The sequence below is a fragment of the Paenibacillus sp. FSL L8-0158 genome, assembly GCF_038592965.1.
In the GTDB taxonomy this organism is placed as follows: Bacteria; Bacillota; Bacilli; order Paenibacillales; family Paenibacillaceae; genus Paenibacillus; species Paenibacillus polymyxa_D.
The window spans coordinates 162,521-180,000 of record NZ_CP151949.1; the positions used below are offsets into that span (position 1 = coordinate 162,521).

Annotated in this window: 15 protein-coding genes and 1 other RNA gene (1 of these 16 cut by a window edge); 15 read left to right on the plus strand and 1 reads right to left on the minus strand. The window is 47.6% G+C overall.

The window, feature by feature from the left end; genetic code table 11:
* Nucleotides 1-17 precede the first annotated feature (17 nt).
* The 3 genes from NSQ68_RS00665 to NSQ68_RS00675 are packed head-to-tail and all read left to right on the plus strand — an operon-like array spanning nucleotide 18 to nucleotide 4,145.
* Nucleotides 18-1,088, plus strand: coding sequence for an ABC transporter substrate-binding protein (locus tag NSQ68_RS00665; protein ID WP_342429045.1), 1,071 nt, complete (start codon nucleotides 18-20; stop codon nucleotides 1,086-1,088).
* A 4-nt stretch (nucleotides 1,089-1,092) separates the two neighbouring features.
* Nucleotides 1,093-2,763 carry an iron ABC transporter permease gene (locus NSQ68_RS00670; RefSeq protein ID WP_342427668.1) on the plus strand — a complete coding sequence of 557 codons (1,671 nt, stop codon included), beginning with the start codon at nucleotides 1,093-1,095 and terminating at the stop codon, nucleotides 2,761-2,763.
* On the plus strand, nucleotides 2,760-4,145 hold the full coding sequence (locus NSQ68_RS00675; RefSeq protein ID WP_342427669.1) for an MBL fold metallo-hydrolase: 1,386 nt from the start codon (nucleotides 2,760-2,762) through the stop codon (nucleotides 4,143-4,145). Before NSQ68_RS00670 ends, NSQ68_RS00675 begins: the two co-directional genes overlap by 4 nt.
* Before the next feature lie 16 nt (nucleotides 4,146-4,161).
* Here NSQ68_RS00675 and NSQ68_RS00680 read toward each other — a convergent pair whose 3' ends face one another.
* Nucleotides 4,162-5,322 carry a S8 family peptidase gene (locus tag NSQ68_RS00680; protein WP_165179799.1) on the minus strand — a complete coding sequence of 387 codons (1,161 nt, stop codon included), beginning with the start codon at nucleotides 5,320-5,322 and terminating at the stop codon, nucleotides 4,162-4,164.
* A 404-nt stretch (nucleotides 5,323-5,726) separates the two neighbouring features.
* On the opposite strand from NSQ68_RS00680, the gene rpoE reads away from it, so the two are divergent.
* From rpoE to recR, 12 genes are all read left to right on the plus strand, one after another.
* Entirely contained in the window at nucleotides 5,727-6,275 is a 549-nt protein-coding gene (gene rpoE, locus NSQ68_RS00685) for a DNA-directed RNA polymerase subunit delta (protein ID WP_250241689.1), read from the plus strand.
* 402 nt (nucleotides 6,276-6,677) lie between these two features.
* The gene (locus NSQ68_RS00690) at nucleotides 6,678-8,279 is read left to right on the plus strand and encodes a CTP synthase (protein ID WP_013308217.1); all 1,602 of its coding nucleotides are present in this window, start codon (nucleotides 6,678-6,680) and stop codon (nucleotides 8,277-8,279) included.
* 213 nt (nucleotides 8,280-8,492) lie between these two features.
* On the plus strand, nucleotides 8,493-8,861 hold the full coding sequence (locus tag NSQ68_RS00695; RefSeq protein WP_013308218.1) for a response regulator: 369 nt from the start codon (nucleotides 8,493-8,495) through the stop codon (nucleotides 8,859-8,861).
* A gap of 248 nt (nucleotides 8,862-9,109) precedes the next feature.
* Complete coding sequence (fba, locus tag NSQ68_RS00700) at nucleotides 9,110-9,964, plus strand: class II fructose-1,6-bisphosphate aldolase (protein WP_013308219.1); 855 nt, start codon at nucleotides 9,110-9,112, stop codon at nucleotides 9,962-9,964.
* A gap of 226 nt (nucleotides 9,965-10,190) precedes the next feature.
* Entirely contained in the window at nucleotides 10,191-11,444 is a 1,254-nt protein-coding gene (locus NSQ68_RS00705; RefSeq protein ID WP_307354296.1) for a UDP-N-acetylglucosamine 1-carboxyvinyltransferase, read from the plus strand.
* Nucleotides 11,445-11,703: 259 nt separating this feature from the next.
* The gene (rho, locus tag NSQ68_RS00710) at nucleotides 11,704-13,041 is read left to right on the plus strand and encodes a transcription termination factor Rho (RefSeq protein WP_307354295.1); all 1,338 of its coding nucleotides are present in this window, start codon (nucleotides 11,704-11,706) and stop codon (nucleotides 13,039-13,041) included.
* Nucleotides 13,042-13,136: 95 nt separating this feature from the next.
* Nucleotides 13,137-14,408: a radical SAM protein gene (locus tag NSQ68_RS00715; RefSeq protein WP_307354293.1), complete on the plus strand. Its 1,272-nt coding sequence runs from the start codon at nucleotides 13,137-13,139 to the stop codon at nucleotides 14,406-14,408.
* A 157-nt stretch (nucleotides 14,409-14,565) separates the two neighbouring features.
* Nucleotides 14,566-14,763: a 50S ribosomal protein L31 gene (gene rpmE / locus NSQ68_RS00720; RefSeq protein ID WP_013308223.1), complete on the plus strand. Its 198-nt coding sequence runs from the start codon at nucleotides 14,566-14,568 to the stop codon at nucleotides 14,761-14,763.
* Between the two features lie 110 nt (nucleotides 14,764-14,873).
* Nucleotides 14,874-15,140, plus strand: an RNA gene (gene ffs / locus NSQ68_RS00725) — signal recognition particle sRNA large type.
* Between the two features lie 158 nt (nucleotides 15,141-15,298).
* Nucleotides 15,299-17,050, plus strand: a complete 1,752-nt coding sequence (gene dnaX / locus NSQ68_RS00730; protein WP_342427670.1) for a DNA polymerase III subunit gamma/tau — start codon at nucleotides 15,299-15,301, stop codon at nucleotides 17,048-17,050.
* Between the two features lie 43 nt (nucleotides 17,051-17,093).
* Entirely contained in the window at nucleotides 17,094-17,405 is a 312-nt protein-coding gene (locus tag NSQ68_RS00735; RefSeq protein WP_013308226.1) for a YbaB/EbfC family nucleoid-associated protein, read from the plus strand.
* A gap of 27 nt (nucleotides 17,406-17,432) precedes the next feature.
* On the plus strand, nucleotides 17,433-17,480 hold the start of the coding sequence (recR, locus tag NSQ68_RS00740) for a recombination mediator RecR (protein WP_013308227.1). The gene runs 552 nt beyond the window's last position; only the first 48 of its 600 coding nucleotides appear in the window; the start codon lies at nucleotides 17,433-17,435; its stop codon lies beyond the right edge, outside the window.

A 17,480-nucleotide genomic window follows, 5' to 3' on the forward strand; every position in this document is an offset into this window, starting at 1 on the left:
AAAGGGGTATATATATGATGATGAATAGGCATGTTTTTCGTACAGGATGGAAAAAAGGGACGATGCTCGCATTAACATTGACTTTTGGACTCGCTGTGGCGGGTTGCGGAACAGCAACGCCATCCAAGGATGGGGCGCCAGCTAATGGATCAGCAGGACAAGCGGAGGCAGCATCCACCGATCAGAAGCTGGTGGTCTACAGTGCAGGCCCGGATGGACTAGCGAAAAAACTGGTAGCAGGATATGAGGCGCAGAGCGGTGTTAAGGTAGAGTTGTTCCAGGGAACGACAGGAAAAATTTTGGCCCGCATGGAAGCCGAGAAGACGAATCCGGTAGCGGACGTGGTTGTGCTGGCATCGCTTCCGTCTGTACAAGGCTTAAAAAAGGAAGGACTCACGCTGCCTTACCCGGATGCCAAAAACGCAGACAAGCTAAATCCAGACTGGTCCGATAAAGAAGGGAACTATTTCAGCACCAGTGCTTCTGCTCTGGGTATTGCGTATAACACGAAGCTGGTGAAAACACCGCCAACTTCATGGGCTGATTTGGCGAAGCCAGAGTACAAGGATCAGGTTAATATTCCCGATCCATCCCTGTCCGGCTCAGCGTTGGATTTTATGACAGGCTATCTGAGCGCCAAGGGCGATGGAGGCTGGACGTTGTTCGAGCAGTACAAGGCTAACGGTGTTGCTATGGCTGGTGCCAATCAGGAAGCGCTGGACCCCGTGATTACCGGAGCTAAAGGTGTAGTCGTCGCTGCGGTCGATTACATGACTTACAAGGCTAAAGCCAAAGGTGAGCCGATTGATATCGTCTATCCGATAGAGGGAACAGTCATCAGCCCACGTCCTGCTGCAATCCTCAAGTCAACGCAGCATGAGCAGAATGCCAAGGCATTCATTGACTATCTGTTGTCGGACGAGGCACAGAAACTAGTAGCTGATGCCTCCTTACTCCCGGGCCGCACGGATATCAAAGCTGACAAGCGTGCCAACTTGGACGAGATCCCATTGCTGAAGACCAATTGGGAGTGGATGGGCGAGCACGGGTCAGACGTGACGGAGAAGTTCACGCAAATGTTCAAGTAAGCCGATGGGAGGCTTATCTGTTAAACACATCAGAGCGTGGTGTCTGACGCTGGCTCTGATTGCGCTTCTTTTCCTGATTGTGCTGCCGTTGCTGCAAATCTTTATCCAAAGTGTGTATGTTGATGAAAAATTTCAATGGGATGCACCTTTTCGAACGTTAGCTGCTTCACCATTTGCGGGAGTGCTATTCAGCTCGATTTGGCTAGGCATCTGTGTGATTGCAGGAACAACGGTACTTGCACTTCCGCTAGCCTGGATCATGTCCAACACTCGTCTTGCACACTGGCGCTGGTTGGATGTCGTGCTGCTGATTCCGTTTATGACCCCGCCCTATATCGGGTCCATGGGCTGGATTCTGTTTATGCAAAAAAACGGATATCTGGAGCAGTTGTTCCCGGACCTGTATTTCTTAACGCCGTCCTTCTTTAGCCTTGGTGGCATGGTGATGATCATGAGCCTGCATCTGTTTCCATTCCTGTACCTGCTGCTGCGCGGGGCGCTGGTGAGGATTGGCGGGAGCCTGGAAGAGGCGGGTGCCGTAATGGGCGGCGGCTTTCTGTACAGGTTCCGTCGAATCATTTTACCACTGCTGCTTTCAGCTTACGGAATGGGCGTGTTGCTCATTTTCGTTAAAACGATTGCCGAGTTTGGCACCCCTGCTACCTTTGGGCGACGTATCGGGTATGAGGTCATGACTTCGGAAATTCACAAATACATTTCCAGCTGGCCCATAGATTTTGGCAAAGCCACGTCAATGGCCTCGGTGCTGTTAACCGCCTGTCTGCTCATGTGGTATGCGCAATCGGTGATCAACCGAAAGTTTACGTACAGGCTGGTAGGTGGTAAAGGCTCGCGTCCGTCCCGTCTTCGTATATCCGGCTGGACTACGGGGCTGAGTGTTGCATTCATTCTATTGTTGCTTATTGCGTCCATTGGCATTCCTTATTTTTCAATTCTTTCAGCCTCAACGATGAAGCTGAGGGGAATGGGGCTTGCCTGGGATAATTTGACGCTCAACTCTTACAAGGAACTGCTGTCTTGGGGATCAGAGAGTATGGAGGCACTCCTGAACAGCGTATTTCTCTCTTTGGGCGCTTCGACGCTTGCTGTGGTGCTGGGTACTTGGTTTGCGCTTGTCATTGGCGGCTCACGCACGAGAATTCAACGGACGGTTGATGCATTTAGCTTGCTTCCGAATACGGTGCCAGGAATTGTTATGGTAGTCGGCCTGATTTTGTGGTGGAACTCGCCGTGGATGCCGATCCCGTTGTATAACACATACGGTATGGTCATTCTGACGTACGTTATCTTGTTTGTTCCTTATACGGTGCAGTATGTCAAAAGCGCCTTTACACAGGTGGACGCTGGCCTTTTTCAGGCGGGACAGGTATTTGGCGGGCGACCGTCTTATATATTCCGCCGGATTGTACTGCCGCTGATTGTACCGGGAATGCTCGCTGGTTGGATGATGACATTTACCATTGCCTCACGCGAATTGGTAGGATCATTGCTGATTTTGCCACCATCCATTCAGACGTCAGCAACCTACATATTTGCACAATTTGAACAGGGTCAGGTGTCGCTTGGGATGGCGATGGCTGTCATATCGGTCGGAATGACCACGCTGCTACTGATCTTCATGGAAAGCTTAAACTCGCGAAGAAAGTGGAAATGATCATGACCAAGCTTAGGATTTGGGGAGGGGCGGGCGAACATGGCCGTTCCTGCTATGTTTTTGAAGGAAAGCAGCATCGCGTCATGCTGGATTGTGGCGTGAAAAAGGAAGGAACCGGACAATATCCGGTTTTTCCGCCGCAGGAGGCGGAGAGACTGACCACTGTATTGCTGTCTCATGCACATGAGGATCATTCCATGGCACTTCCCTTACTGTACAAGTATGGATACCAGGGGGAGGTCTGGACGACCAAGGCCACTGCTGAGCAGTTAGGCTCCTATTTTCGCTCCTGGCATACTTATGTTGAATCGAGAGGGGCAGAACTGCCATACGACGAACAGAATATCCAATCCATTGCTTATCGCTATCTAGAAGATGAGGCGCCAGCAGGAGAGTGGCTTGAGGCTTGTCCGGGTATGAGAATCATGTGGGGACGCAGTGGACATTTGGCTGGTGCAGTATGGTATGTGGTAGAAATGGAAGGGAAACGGTTGTTTTTTTCTGGAGATTACAGCCGCGAATCTGAGCTTCTTGCTGCCGATGCGCCAGACTTGAGTGTTGGGGAGGGGCTGCATGACCTGTCTGACTGGAAGTCAGAGCCCAATCTAGCGGACATATCCATTATGGACAATGCCTATGGCATGGATATAGACCCGCAGCCTGTTAAGCTGGAGCGGCTGAGGGTCGAGATGGAGCGGACATTATGGTCTGGTGGTCATGTGTTGTTGCCGGTGCCCGCCTTTGGCAGAGGACAGGACTTGATCGTATGGGCTAGCGAGCAATTCCCTGAACAGGCAATGATTGTAGAGCACGACATATGGCAGGGATTGAAACAGTTAAACCGCTGGAAAGAATGGCTGCGTCCGGAAGCTCCAGCGCGAATAAAACATGTGCTAAACAGTGACAGGGTCTTCGTGCCTCGTGATGCTGCGGAACGAATGAGTCTGCTGGAACAGAACCCAACGGCTATTATCATAACAAGAGACGGCATGATGGATTCCCCACAGGCGCGCTGGTACTATCAGTTTCTGACGGACAATCGCAACATGGGGGAGAGGAATGATAGCGGAGAAAGCATTAGCAACAGTGTTATATTGACCGGGCATGCTCCACAAGGTTCTTTTGGCAAACATCTGTTGGAACGTGCGGATCAAAATAACAGCTGTGTAGCTCGGCATTTGATTTACAAGGTGCATCAGGGATTACCAGATGTGCGGCAAATGTTGAAGAAGTTGCCTAGCAAACAGGTTGTACTCGTTCATGCGCCAAAGCTGCAGACTGACCTGGTACGAGATGAGTTGATAAGAGAAGGGAATAGTGGGTGCGAGGATCCTGCCAGAGAAGTTCATTCTCTGGAGCCGGGTGCTACACTAGAGGTTTAGTATCACATCATCATATTCACTTTGTGCCCTCCTGCATCAATCGGAAGGCATCGACTTCACCAAGTTTGGTCGAGATAGAGCTACGTCCAGCGCTTTTGCGCAGGCGTAGTGGTGTGGCGGTACGCTTAAGCAGCGCTTTGATTTCTCCAGGCCCTAGTTCTGGCCTCAATGAAAGGAGAAGTGCGATGCTTCCGGTCACATGGGAAGTAGCCATAGAGGTACCGCTCATTTCGTGATGCTTGCCATGGATCCAGGAGGATGTGATCTTTTCGCCAGGTGCGTACACGTCTACAAATTGCCCTCGGTTGCTGAAAGGTGCAATGCGTCTGTATTTGTCAGTAGCTCCGACTGAGATCGTCTGGGAATAGCGGGCTGGGTAGTCAATACTTCGGCGCTTGCCCTCATTTCCCGAGGACGCTACAATGACGATGCCGTTATGATATGCTTTATTCACCATATCAAGTAATGCCTTGCTGCGCGACTTCATACCAAAGCTCATATTAATGATATCGACACGATTTAATACACACCAGTCAATACCAAGAATGATATCGGAGACGTAGGCGGCTCCATTATGATCAAATGCTTTTACGGGATGAATTAAAGCTCGTGGTGCTACGCCCACCATACCTTCGTCATAGTTGGACGCCGCGATAGTTCCAGCAATATGAGTACCATGGCCATTATCGTCATAGGGTAGCATGGTTCGGTTAAGCAAATTAATACCCCTGGCGAGAGAATGGCGAAGATCAGGATGTTGAAAATCCGCTCCTGTGTCGATCACTCCGATTCTGACCCGATTCCCTGTCGAGGAAGGCCAAGCCTTGTATGCACGTACCTGTTTGACTCCCCATGGCATGGAAAGGTTCTTCTCTGCTTTTGGTATATGAGCAGTTTCAGCGTGAACCTTCATGCGGGTATCTTCTTCAACGGTAACACCGTTGTGATATTTGCCCAGCCTGTCTCCCCCTGAAAGCGGAGCGATTAAAGCACGGATTAGTCGGGCCGGTTGTACTTGCCGTAATCCCGCAAGCTCGGGTTTCAGCTTCCTAAGATAGGACAGGCATTCCCGGTATTGGTGAGGCTTATCGAACGTGATAATCTGTTTGTTCCGTCCACTGCCGGACGGCTCCGAAATACCCTCATGCAAACGCTGCAAAAAATCCGGATAGTCCATTTGAGACGGTCCCCCTCCGATGAGCCATGCTGAGGTATAGTATGAGCAAGCGTCAGCTGCGGCATGGGAAACCTGCCCCTTTTTTATGTAAATAGGCCTGCTTGTCGTGTCAAAGTGGCTGTGGACACATACGATACATGGAGGGCATAAGCTCTTGTGCAACAACTTTGGGGGGTTCTCCTGAAGCGGGTACAGTCGAAGACGGGGGGGACCCCGTCTTTTTACGTGTGCCGTCTTGTTTAGAGGGATATTCCTGGAAATTATGACGATACCCATCTTTAACTTGCAATTTGCTTCCAAATAGGTTTTACTTAGTTTTGATAATGGATATGTTAGTATTGCATGTATCGTGTATGCTCTGAAACATGTTCTTGTGAATTACGTGTGAGAGGAAGTGTCCCTAGGTGAGTACCCCACTCAACTTGAAGATTGACCCGGAGAAAGTCCACGAGACTCCAATGGTGGACTTGGCATTTATGGTATTGAAAGCAGCCAATACTCCGTATTATTACCGTGACCTGATGAAGGAAGTCGCCAAATTGCGTGGCTTGTCCGACGAAGAAATTAATGACGTTATTGCTCAGCTATATACTGAAATCAACATTGACGGGCGTTTTGCCTGTGTCGGTACGAATCTGTGGGGCTTGAAACGTTGGTATCCGGTAGATAAATCCGAAGATGCCCTGACAGGCGCCAAGCGTCCTCGTATTATTAACGACGAAGACGATGACGACGAAGATGACTATCATGAGGAAGAAGAAACATACAACTCTGATGACGACTTCGATGCAGATAGCGAAGACGAGGATGGCGAAGACGAGCTGTTCGACGGAGAAGAAGATGATGATAGTGATGAAGACGTGGTTATAGACGATGAAGACCTCAGTGATGAGGAAGATTCAGAAGATGAAAATGACGATGAGTCGACGGAAGACGATGATTCGCTTCGTTAGGAACAAGCTACAAGGGGAGATGCGTTCTCCCCTTTTTCATGACCGTTTTCTTGAAAACCTCTTCTGATTTAAAGCTTTCAGGTGGATTCTCCCCAATCTGGTTCAATGGACAAATTAACACATATAACTTCCTTGACAGCGGATTGGACACGGGGTAAACTATTGCTTGGGCTTATGATTGATTCACTTATATGTTTGCTTTTTTTATAAAAGTGCCCCGTACTACGGGAGTGCTTTTTTGTTTTTTATAGGGGTGTTTTCACTCATGAAAGAAGGCTAAGGGCGGCGGACATGGAAAATGATTCCGCTGCCTTCTTCATGGATGATAATCCGTGCAAACGGGTTACGATAACATCATAATGTCGCCTGAATTTTGCATCTTATCTAGGAGGGTTTTGAACAGTGACAAAGTATATTTTTGTGACAGGCGGGGTTGTGTCTTCCTTGGGCAAAGGGATTACGGCAGCTTCACTGGGGAGGCTTTTGAAGAACAGGGGACTGAAGGTAACGATTCAAAAATTTGACCCTTACCTGAATGTCGATCCGGGTACGATGAGTCCTTACCAGCACGGTGAAGTGTTTGTAACGGATGATGGTGCGGAAACGGACCTTGACTTGGGACACTATGAGCGCTTTATTGATATTAATCTGTCCAAGAACAGCAATGTCACAACAGGCAAGGTATATTCCAGCGTAATCAGCAAAGAACGTCGCGGAGAATATTTGGGCGGTACGGTGCAGGTTATCCCTCATATTACGAACGAAATCAAGGAGCGAGTGTACCGTGCAGGCCGTGAAGCGGGTTCGGACGTAATTATTACAGAAATCGGCGGTACTGTGGGCGATATTGAAAGCTTGCCATTTTTGGAAGCTATTCGTCAGCTCAAAAGCGAAGTTGGGCGCGAAAATGTGATGTATATTCACGTAACGCTCATTCCTTATATTAAAGCTGCTGGTGAGGTTAAAACCAAACCAACTCAGCACAGTGTAAAAGAACTGCGCAGCATCGGCATCCAACCGAATGTCATTGTTTGCCGTACAGAGCATGAACTGTCCTCCGATATGAAGGCTAAAATTGCATTGTTCTGCGATATTGACGCGAATGCAGTGGTAGAATGCCGCGATGCTTCAACCCTCTACGAGGTTCCGTTGAACCTACGTGAAGAAGGCTTGGACGAAATCGTAGTTAACCATCTCAAGCTGACAACACCTGCACCAGATATGACCGAATGGGAAGGGTTAGTTGATCGAATCAGCAAGCTGGATAAAACGGTTGAGATTGCTATTGTTGGTAAATATGTTGCATTACATGATGCGTATTTAAGTGTGGTTGAATCACTTTCCCACGCTGGATTTGATGCGAATGCAGACGTGAAAATCCGTTGGGTGAACGCTGAAGAAGTGACGGACGAGAACGTAGCTGACATGCTGGGCGGCATTGGCGGCATTCTCGTACCGGGTGGCTTCGGCGATCGCGGAATTGAAGGCAAAATTAGTACCATCCGTTATGCACGGGAGCAAAAAATTCCGTTCTTCGGCATTTGTCTGGGTATGCAGGTATCTGTCATTGAGGTTGCCCGTTCCCTGGCTGGTCTCGAAGGAGCCAACAGCTCGGAAATTAATCCGGCTACGGATTACCCTGTCATTGACTTGCTTCCCGACCAAAAAGATATCGAAGATCTGGGGGGTACGATGCGTCTTGGCTTGTATCCATGCAAACTGGTGGAAGGTTCTCTGGCTTCGGCTTGCTACAACGACGAGCTGGTGTACGAAAGACACCGTCATCGGTACGAATTCAATAACGAATATCGTGAAGTTATTGAAAAAGCTGGTCTTCGTATTTCCGGTACTTCACCGGATGGGCGCTTGGTGGAAATCGTGGAGCTCCCTGAGCATCCGTGGTTCCTGGCAGTACAATTCCACCCGGAATTTACTTCCCGTCCGAATCGTCCACAACCTTTGTTCCGTGAATTTGTAAAGGCAGCATTGCAGCTTCAAGCTTAATGTTACGGCTTGTAAGACCTCCTCAGGGAGGTCTTTTTTTATCCCATGCTTCCTGATTATGAAAGAATATTCCACAATTATGTATTAGAGAAGGATTTTCTTTTTGCAGGAGCGAATATAGTTTTAGGTATGGGACGGATATTGTACGTCATCGGACGCTGTTATGGCAATAGCTGCATGATCCTCGTTTTAAGATCTTAGGAGGTTAAAACATTGGAAAAGAAGAAAGTATTAATCGTCGATGACCAGAATGGAATACGGATTTTACTGATGGAAGTGTTCGGAAGTGAGGGTTATGAGACCTTTCAGGCGGCGAACGGGAAAATTGCACTTGAAATTGTTGAGAAGGAACCACCTGATCTGGTTCTGCTCGATATGAAAATTCCAGGTATGGACGGACTCGAAATTCTGAAACATCTAAAAACCATGAATCCGGATATCAAGGTTATTATGATGACAGCATATGGAGAACTGGACATGATTAAAGAGGCGACGGAGCTAGGTGCGCTAATGCATTTTACCAAGCCCTTTGATATTGACGAAATGCGGATTGCTGTGAACAAACAACTCAGAGGTGACTAGGTGAGTCACTGTGGTTGAGAACTCTGTTAACACAACAGGGTTTTTTGTTTGTGATTATGGGAAATACTGAAAGTAAATCCTCTCCTTATACAATTCTATCGAAAAACGGCGTCCTGAGCGTGATTTTTGTATGTGTTGATATGCAAAAGCTTGTTTAGTATTTAACATGGGTTGTGGTATAATAAGCCCGTATGTGATGTCGGCTAAAATATAGACAAAACCCAAACACCTTTAGGAGGACTGTAACCATGCCATTGGTATCTATGAAAGACATGTTGAACAAAGCACTCGAAGGAAAATATGCAGTAGGTCAATACAACATTAATAACCTGGAGTGGACTCAAGCTATTTTGGGCGCTGCTGAAGAAGAAAAATCCCCAGTAATCTTGGGTGTTTCTGAAGGCGCAGCACGTCACATGGGCGGATTCTACACTGTAGTTAAAATGGTAGAAGGTCTTATTCATGACATGAAAATCACCGTTCCGGTTGCGATCCATTTGGACCACGGTTCCAGCTTTGAAAAATGTAAAGAAGCTATCGACGCTGGTTTCACATCCGTTATGATCGACGATTCCCACAGCCCAATCGACACAAACATTGCTACAACGAAAAAAGTGGTTGAATATGCTCATTCCAAAGGCGTTTCTGTTGAAGCTGAAGTTGGAATGGTTGGCGGTCAAGAGGATGATGTTGTCGGCGACGTAATGTACGCTAAGTTGGACGACTGTCTGCGTATCGTTAACGAAACAGGTATCGATACACTGGCACCTGCACTGGGTTCCGTACACGGACCATACAAAGGCGAACCAAACCTCGGATTCAAAGAAATGGAAGAGATCTGCAATGCAATCAAACTTCCACTCGTTCTGCACGGTGGTACTGGTATCCCAACGCATGACATTAAAAAAGCAATCTCCCTGGGAACTTCCAAAATCAATGTAAACACTGAGAACCAAATCGTATTTGCGAAAGTGGTTCGTGAGGTGCTTGCTGAGAAACCGGATGCTTATGACCCACGTACATTCATCGCTCCAGGTCGTGAAGCGATTAAACAAACCGTTATCGGTAAAATTCGTGAGTTCGGTTCCAACAACAAAGCGTAATAATGAGTTAAACTGGTCGTGCGTCTGCACAGGCTAGATGTATTTCTTAGTTGTAGCTGTAGTTCTGCTGCACAAAATACTTAAATCTGTACAGTTTAATAGTTTGGTATGGAAAGCACACCGCTTAGCCGGTGTCTTTCCATTTTCACCACTAAAAAAGTTAAAAGTTTTGATTTGAGATTATTGTTTGACCGACTGCAAAACACGTAGGGGGACCCTCAAGCTTATGGAAAAATTGATGATCACCGGTGGACGGCCGCTTCAAGGTACAGTTTCCATCAGCGGTGCCAAAAACAGTGCCATCGCCTTGATTCCCGCAGCCATTCTGGCAGAGTCGGAAGTCATTTTGGACAATTTGCCACTGTTGAGTGATGTGGCGGTGTATTCCGAAATACTGGAGGAACTTGGTGCAACGGTTGCCTGGGAAGGTAGCCAGATGAGAATAGATCCATCCTCTATTAAATCCATTCCTATGCCGAATGGGCCTGTTAAGAAATTACGAGCCTCTTATTATATGATGGGAGCCATGCTGGGCAGATTCAAGGAAGCGATCATCGGTTTGCCAGGAGGGTGCAATTTCGAACCCCGGCCCATTGATCAGCATATCAAAGGTTTTGAAGCGCTGGGTGCCACGGTTACGAACGAGCACGGCGCTATTCATTTGCACGCCAAAGAACTGCGCGGAACCAAGATTTACTTGGATGTTAGCAGCGTAGGCGCTACCATTAATATTATGCTGGCGGCAGCACGTGCCAAAGGCGCCACAATTATCGAAAATGCGGCTAAAGAGCCTGAGATTATAGATGTAGCAACCCTTTTAAACTCCATGGGGGCCATTATTAAAGGCGCCGGTACGGAGACGATTCGAATTGAAGGTGTGTCGGAGCTACATGGCTGCCGTCATTCCATCATACCTGACCGTATACAAGCGGGCACATACATGATTGCTGCTGCGGCAACCCGTGGAAATGTATTGATTGACAACGTAATCCCCAAACATATGGAGGCTCTCACTGCAAAAATGCAGGAAATGGGCATCGGCATCGAGGAATATGATGAAAGTATTCGCGTATTGGGTGCACCTTCCTACGAACATGTCGACGTTAAAGCCTTGATATACCCCGGATTCGCCACAGATTTACAATCTCCCATGACCAGCTTGCTTACTCAAGCGCAGGGTGTCAGTGTATTGAGCGATTTTGTGTACAGCAATCGTTTTAAGCACGTCCCTGAGCTGGTGCGTATGGGGGCTAAAATTCGCGTAGAGGGTCGGTCTGCCATTATAGAGGGTGGTCGGCTGAATGCAGCTAAAGTAAAAGCGGCAGATCTGCGCGCCGGAGCGGCCCTTGTCATTGCTGGACTTACAGTAAGCGAAGGCGTAACCGAGGTGACGGGTGTCGAGTACATTGACCGTGGTTATGATCACCTTGTCTCCAACTTGCGTCTTTTGGGCGCGGATGTATGGCGGCAGACTGAATAATTAAACCATACAATTTTTTCGAACTCCCGGAACGAAAGCGATAGAACGGGCAACACCTGTGCAGCCGCTGCTTGATACAAGATTGTGGTCCATACCTAACAATCAATTATCGGAAAACCGGAATAATTCGGTATAATCCAGGCAGATGGCTGCATAACTTTATTTGTTTTGGTTAAAATTATGTTAATGGTGTTTATGATATCATTGTCTATCATTTAGATGTATGAATGGACTTAATAATTGAATAGGTGGTTATTATATGGATCTGCAAATTTCCGATCTGGAAGAAATGAAGCTGACCGACCTGTACAAGCTGGCCAAGCAATACCAGATCCCGTACTACGGAACGCTCAAGAAGAAAGAACTAATTTTCGCTATCCTACGCGCACAAGCTGAGAAGAGCGGATTGATGTTTATGCAGGGGGTTCTGGAAATCCTTCCTGAAGGTTACGGCTTTCTGAGGCCGATCAATTATCTCCCGAGTACCGAAGATATTTACATCTCTGCTTCACAAATCCGCAAGTTTGACTTGAGAACAGGCGATCTTGTTTCCGGTAAATGCCGAACGCCAAAAGAGAATGAACGATATTTTGGATTGCTTCAAGTTAACGCCGTCAATGGAAGAAGTCCTGAGCAAGCTGCTGAGCGGCTACATTTTCCTGCACTGACTCCACTGTATCCGCAAACCAAATTAGTCCTTGAAACTTCCCCCAACCATTTGTCTACGAGAATTATGGATGTACTGGCCCCTGTCGGACTTGGACAGCGCGGACTCATTGTAGCACCTCCCAAAGCTGGGAAGACGCTTCTCCTCAAAGAAATTGCCAATAGCATTTCTACCAACAATCCCGAGATCGAGCTTTTTGTCTTGTTGATTGATGAACGCCCTGAAGAAGTGACCGACATGCAGCGTTCTGTTAAAGGTGAAGTTGTGGCCTCTACATTTGACGAACTCCCTGAAAATCACATCAAAGTGGCAGAACTCGTGTTGGAGCGTGCGCTACGTCTCGTAGAACATAAAAAGGATGTTGTCATCCTGCTGGATAGCATCACACGTTTGGCTCGTGCGTACAATCTCGTTATTCCCCCTTCTGGTCGTACTTTGAGCGGGGGTATTGATCCGGCGGCATTTCACCGTCCAAAACGCTTTTTTGGTGCGGCTCGGAATGTGGAGGAAGGCGGTAGCTTGACGATTCTTGCTACAGCGCTGATTGATACAGGATCACGCATGGACGATATCATTTATGAAGAGTTTAAAGGTACAGGCAACATGGAGTTGCATTTGGACCGCAAGCTGGCAGAACGTCGTATCTTCCCTGCGATTGATATTCGTCGTTCCGGCACACGCCGTGAGGAAGTGTTGTTGAACAAGGAAGAATTGGATACGATCTGGGCCATTCGTAAAAATATGACGGAAAGCCATGATTTTGTGGAAGGCTTCCTCAAAAAGCTGCGTAATAGCAAAACTAATGCTGAGTTTTTGGCTTCGTTTGATTTGACAGCACCTTCTTCCAGTGGCTCGCAAAGCGGCTCTGGTGGACAACAACGGAGAACTACGCGTTCTACCACAGCGTCAGTCCCGGCCACAACCAACTAAAACCTATTCATGTATTTTATCTGTTCCGTAAGTGCACAGTCGTTACCATTCATTTTGTTAATGGCCAGGCTTAACGGAGCGAAAGGAGCTCCATAATGTATTTGGTGTATGCCGACGAAAAAGGCAATGTATATGATCATGCTTCTTTGTATGGGCTTGCCCGTAGTGCAGACATGATTGTTGAAATCATGGAGGATGAGCTTATTCCGTTACCGGAAGGAGCTACATTGGTAAGCCTGCCCAGCACTCGCCCGGTCGGTATGAACCCTGAAACAGGGGAAATGGTTTCTCTTCCCGGAGATATGCAAGCAGTAGGGGCTTTATTGCCGCAAGGTTTTACACGCTTGTGCCTGCCGGGATATGTGAAGACCGATAAGGAGTACAAACTTCCCTTGTTCGGTTATTCGGCTGTAGTCTGGAAAGACGGAGCATTTTATGTAACGGCAGAGCAGAGTGACAGTCCGTCCAAGTGGAATCCGGAAAACTGTGACCGCCATCAAGTTAAATTGGGTGTGCAGCGGATGACGGAGCAATATCCCGAAAATCGGCTGTACCAACATTTGTCTAACTGTGCGCTGGGCTACGAATGTCTTACTTCCTCGAACACATTCCTGAATCGCTGGGAAGGGGGAGTTCCGGTATCTTATTCTTGTAATGCGGGTTGCTTTGGGTGTATATCTGAACAGCCAGATGACAGTGGCTTCGTATCTCCGCAGACAAGAATGAACTTCCGTCCTCGCGTCGAAGAAATTGTAGAAGTTATGCTGGAACATTTGAAGACACCGGAGTCCATCATTAGTTTTGGTCAAGGTTGCGAAGGCGAGCCTTCCACACAAGCCAAACTGATTATTGATTCGATCAAAGAGGTGCGTTCCATTACGGATATGGGATACATCAATATCAATACGAATGCGGGATTGAGCGATCATATCCGGGGAATCGTGGATGCGGGTCTTGATCTGATGCGCGTTAGTACCATTAGTGCACTGGACGATCATTACAATGCGTATTACAAGCCGCGCGGTTACACGTTGTCTAATGTGGAAAAATCACTTCGTTATGCTTCTGAGCAGGGTGTATATACGTCGATTAACTATTTGATTTTTCCGGGTGTAACTGACCGCGAGGAAGAAATTGAGGCAATGATTGAATTTGCCAAACGAACTAAGCTCAAGCTGATTCAAATGCGTAATTTGAACATCGATCCTGAAAGCTATCTGGAGTTGATTCCACCTGCTCAAGGTGAGATCCTTGGAATGAAGCAAATGCTTGAGATTTATCGTGAGGAACTGCCTGATGTAGTCATCGGTTCTTACACTCATGTACCGCCGCAAGGGCAGGCACGTCCCAAATTTGCCAAGGCCTAAAACGGTCATACAGCAATTGAAATACACCTGTTTTGCGCTGTTTCTGAATGCAGAAAAGAGTTGTTGAAACGCTCATATTCAAGTGCTATAATGTGAACATGTGTTCATACAACTCTGGACTGATAGGACGTTCAGGGCGGAAAGAGGTGAAAGTTCAATGCAACAAGCTATTCAACCAACATTTAACGTAACTACTGTCACTTGTGCTTGCGGAAATTCGTTTGAAACTGGTTCTGTGAAAGGATCTCTGCGTGTGGAGATTTGCTCCGCCTGCCACCCGTTCTTCACTGGCAAGCAGAAATTTATTGATGCTGGTGGACGCGTGGATCGTTTCAAAAAGAAATACGGTATCTAATGGATTACCGCAAGTTATAAAGTTATTAGAGCCTTCTGCGACTGCAGAGGGCTCTTTTTGTAATAATGTGTATTTGCTTTTTATGCGGCCTTAAGATATACTTATTTTCACCGTGCTAGATGGGGAGGTAGCGGTGCCCTGTAACTCGCAATCCGCTATAGCGAGGTTGAATTCCTGTTAGAGGTGTTGTTGATGTGAGGCTGGTCCCTGCGCACAATGTTGACGGCTGGGTCCTCCGCAATGAGTACTTGTGAACCTGGTCAGGTCCGGAAGGAAGCAGCCATAAGCAAGCCCACTCTTGTGCCGGAGGGTTGCCTAGCCCGAGTTGCTGTTCAGGATTGCCGCTCGGATCACAACGATCAATAACAGGTGCACGGTATATATTAGTAATTAGAACATCTTGGCAATCATTGCGAAGATGTTTTTTTGTGTTTTATAAATTGGAAGGTGTCTGGTTTAGATTCGGACGGGAGTATAGTATAATGAAGTGACCATGACTGGTCATGAAAGTGAATGGGAAAGAGGGTAACGCGCATTGGAACATATAGCGTTGTACCGTGCTTGGCGGCCGCAGGCTTTCAAAGACATGGTAGGACAACAGCATATTATCCAGACATTGCAGAATGCCATCCGCGAAAATCGCACGTCCCATGCCTACCTGTTCAGCGGTCCACGAGGAACAGGTAAGACGAGTGCGGCCAAAATTTTGGCCAAGGCAATCAACTGTGAGCATGGACCTGCGCCGGAACCTTGCAACGAATGCGAAGCCTGTAAACGGATCACGGCCGGAGCGGTCATGGATGTACAGGAGATTGATGCAGCCTCCAACCGGGGCGTTGAAGAGATTCGTGATTTGCGCGATAAAGTCAAATATGCGCCCACAGAAGTGCGGCACAAGGTTTATATCATTGATGAAGTGCACATGCTGACGACGGAAGCGTTCAATGCGCTGCTCAAGACGCTGGAAGAGCCGCCGCCACACGTGATGTTCATATTGGCTACGACTGAACCACATCGGATTCCGGCTACAATTATTTCACGTTGCCAGCGGTTTGACTTTCGCCGGGTATCGCTGGAAGAACAGACAGAGCGGCTTGACCTGATATGTCAACAGGAGAACATACAGGCTGATTCGGATGCACTGCAGTACATTGCGCGTCTTTCAGATGGCGGGATGCGAGATGCGGTTAGCGTTTTGGATCAGATATCCTCGTTTACAGATGGTCGGGTTACTTATCAGCAGGTGCTGGACATGACGGGAGGTATTGCGTCCGAGCAATTCGGTAAGCTTGCCTTAGCATTGCTGAAAGAAGATGTGGGCACGGTGCTCCAAATGATCGAGAACTTTATGCAGGAAGGTAAAAGTGCAGATAAGTGCATGGAGAATCTTCTGTACTATTTCCGAGATCTGCTAATGATCAAGATGGTGCCTCAGGCGACCAAAATGACGGAGCGAGTGCTGGATCCAGAGCGATTTAAGGAAGTGGCAGATGCTTTTACCAAGGAGCAACTCTTTGCAATGATTGACACCCTTAATCGTTATCAGAGCGAGATGAAATATGCCGTACAGCCCCAAACCTTGTTTGAGGTAGCTCTATTGAAGCTATGTAGTATTCCGGGGGAAGCAGGGGCCGTTGCTCAGCCGACCGCACAACGCTCTGGCGCTGCAGCTGATCAGGAAGATGTGGTAATGTTGAAGCGTCAGCTTGCTGAGCTGGAAAAGAAATTGGAACGTGCACTGCAAGGTGGATTGGGCGCTGGAGCGGGACAGGAGGCATCGTCGGGCGGCCGTCAGGCTTCCGGGGGTCGTGCCCCTGCTCCGCGGATTTCAGCGCCGGCCAAACTCCCTTCTCAGTTGGATCGCTATATAGCTGAGAAGTCGAGCGAAGCATTCGCAGCAGCGGGACGTAAGTGGAGTCAGATTTTGCAAGGGGTAAAAGAGGCGAAAGTTACGGTTCATGCCTGGTTTATGGACGGTGAGCCAGTTTCTGTGTTAGAGGATAGTGTACTGGTCGCATTTAAGAACAATATTCATCGTGAAACTACCGAAAAGCCTGCCAATAAGCAGGTCATCGAGAAGGTATTGCATGAGCAGTTGGGTCATCCTTATCGTTTAGTAACGATGATGCAAAAGGATTGGAATGCTGCGATTGAAGGAGTTTCCAACCAGCCTGCCGAAGAATTGCATTTGGAGCCGGAGCATGATGCGCCGGGAAAGTCCAAGGAGCCCTGGATTGATGAAGCTATACAACTTTTCGGGGAAGATTTGGTAGTCATTAAAGATTAAAGCAAGTGTCTAGATGTATACTTCATTAAAGGAGATGATTGAAATGAACAATATGAACCAAATGATGAAGCAAGTGAAAAAAATGCAGGAACAAATGCTGAAAGCCCAAGAGGAACTTGGCGGAAAAGTAATCGAAGGAACTTCTGGCGGCGGTGTTGTGACTGTGGAGGTAAATGGACATAAAAAAGTGTTGTCCATCACGATCAAACCGGAAGCAGTAGATCCTGATGATGTAGAAATGTTGCAAGATCTTGTGCTGACTGCAGTTAATGATGCTTTGTCCAAAGCAGATGAACTGGCTAATGATGATATGGGTAAATTTACAGGCGGCATGAAAATTCCGGGCTTGTTCTAGTCTGCTGCATAAAGGAGAAACACGCTATTGTATTATCCGGAGCCGATTGCAAAGCTAATTGACGCTTTTACGCGC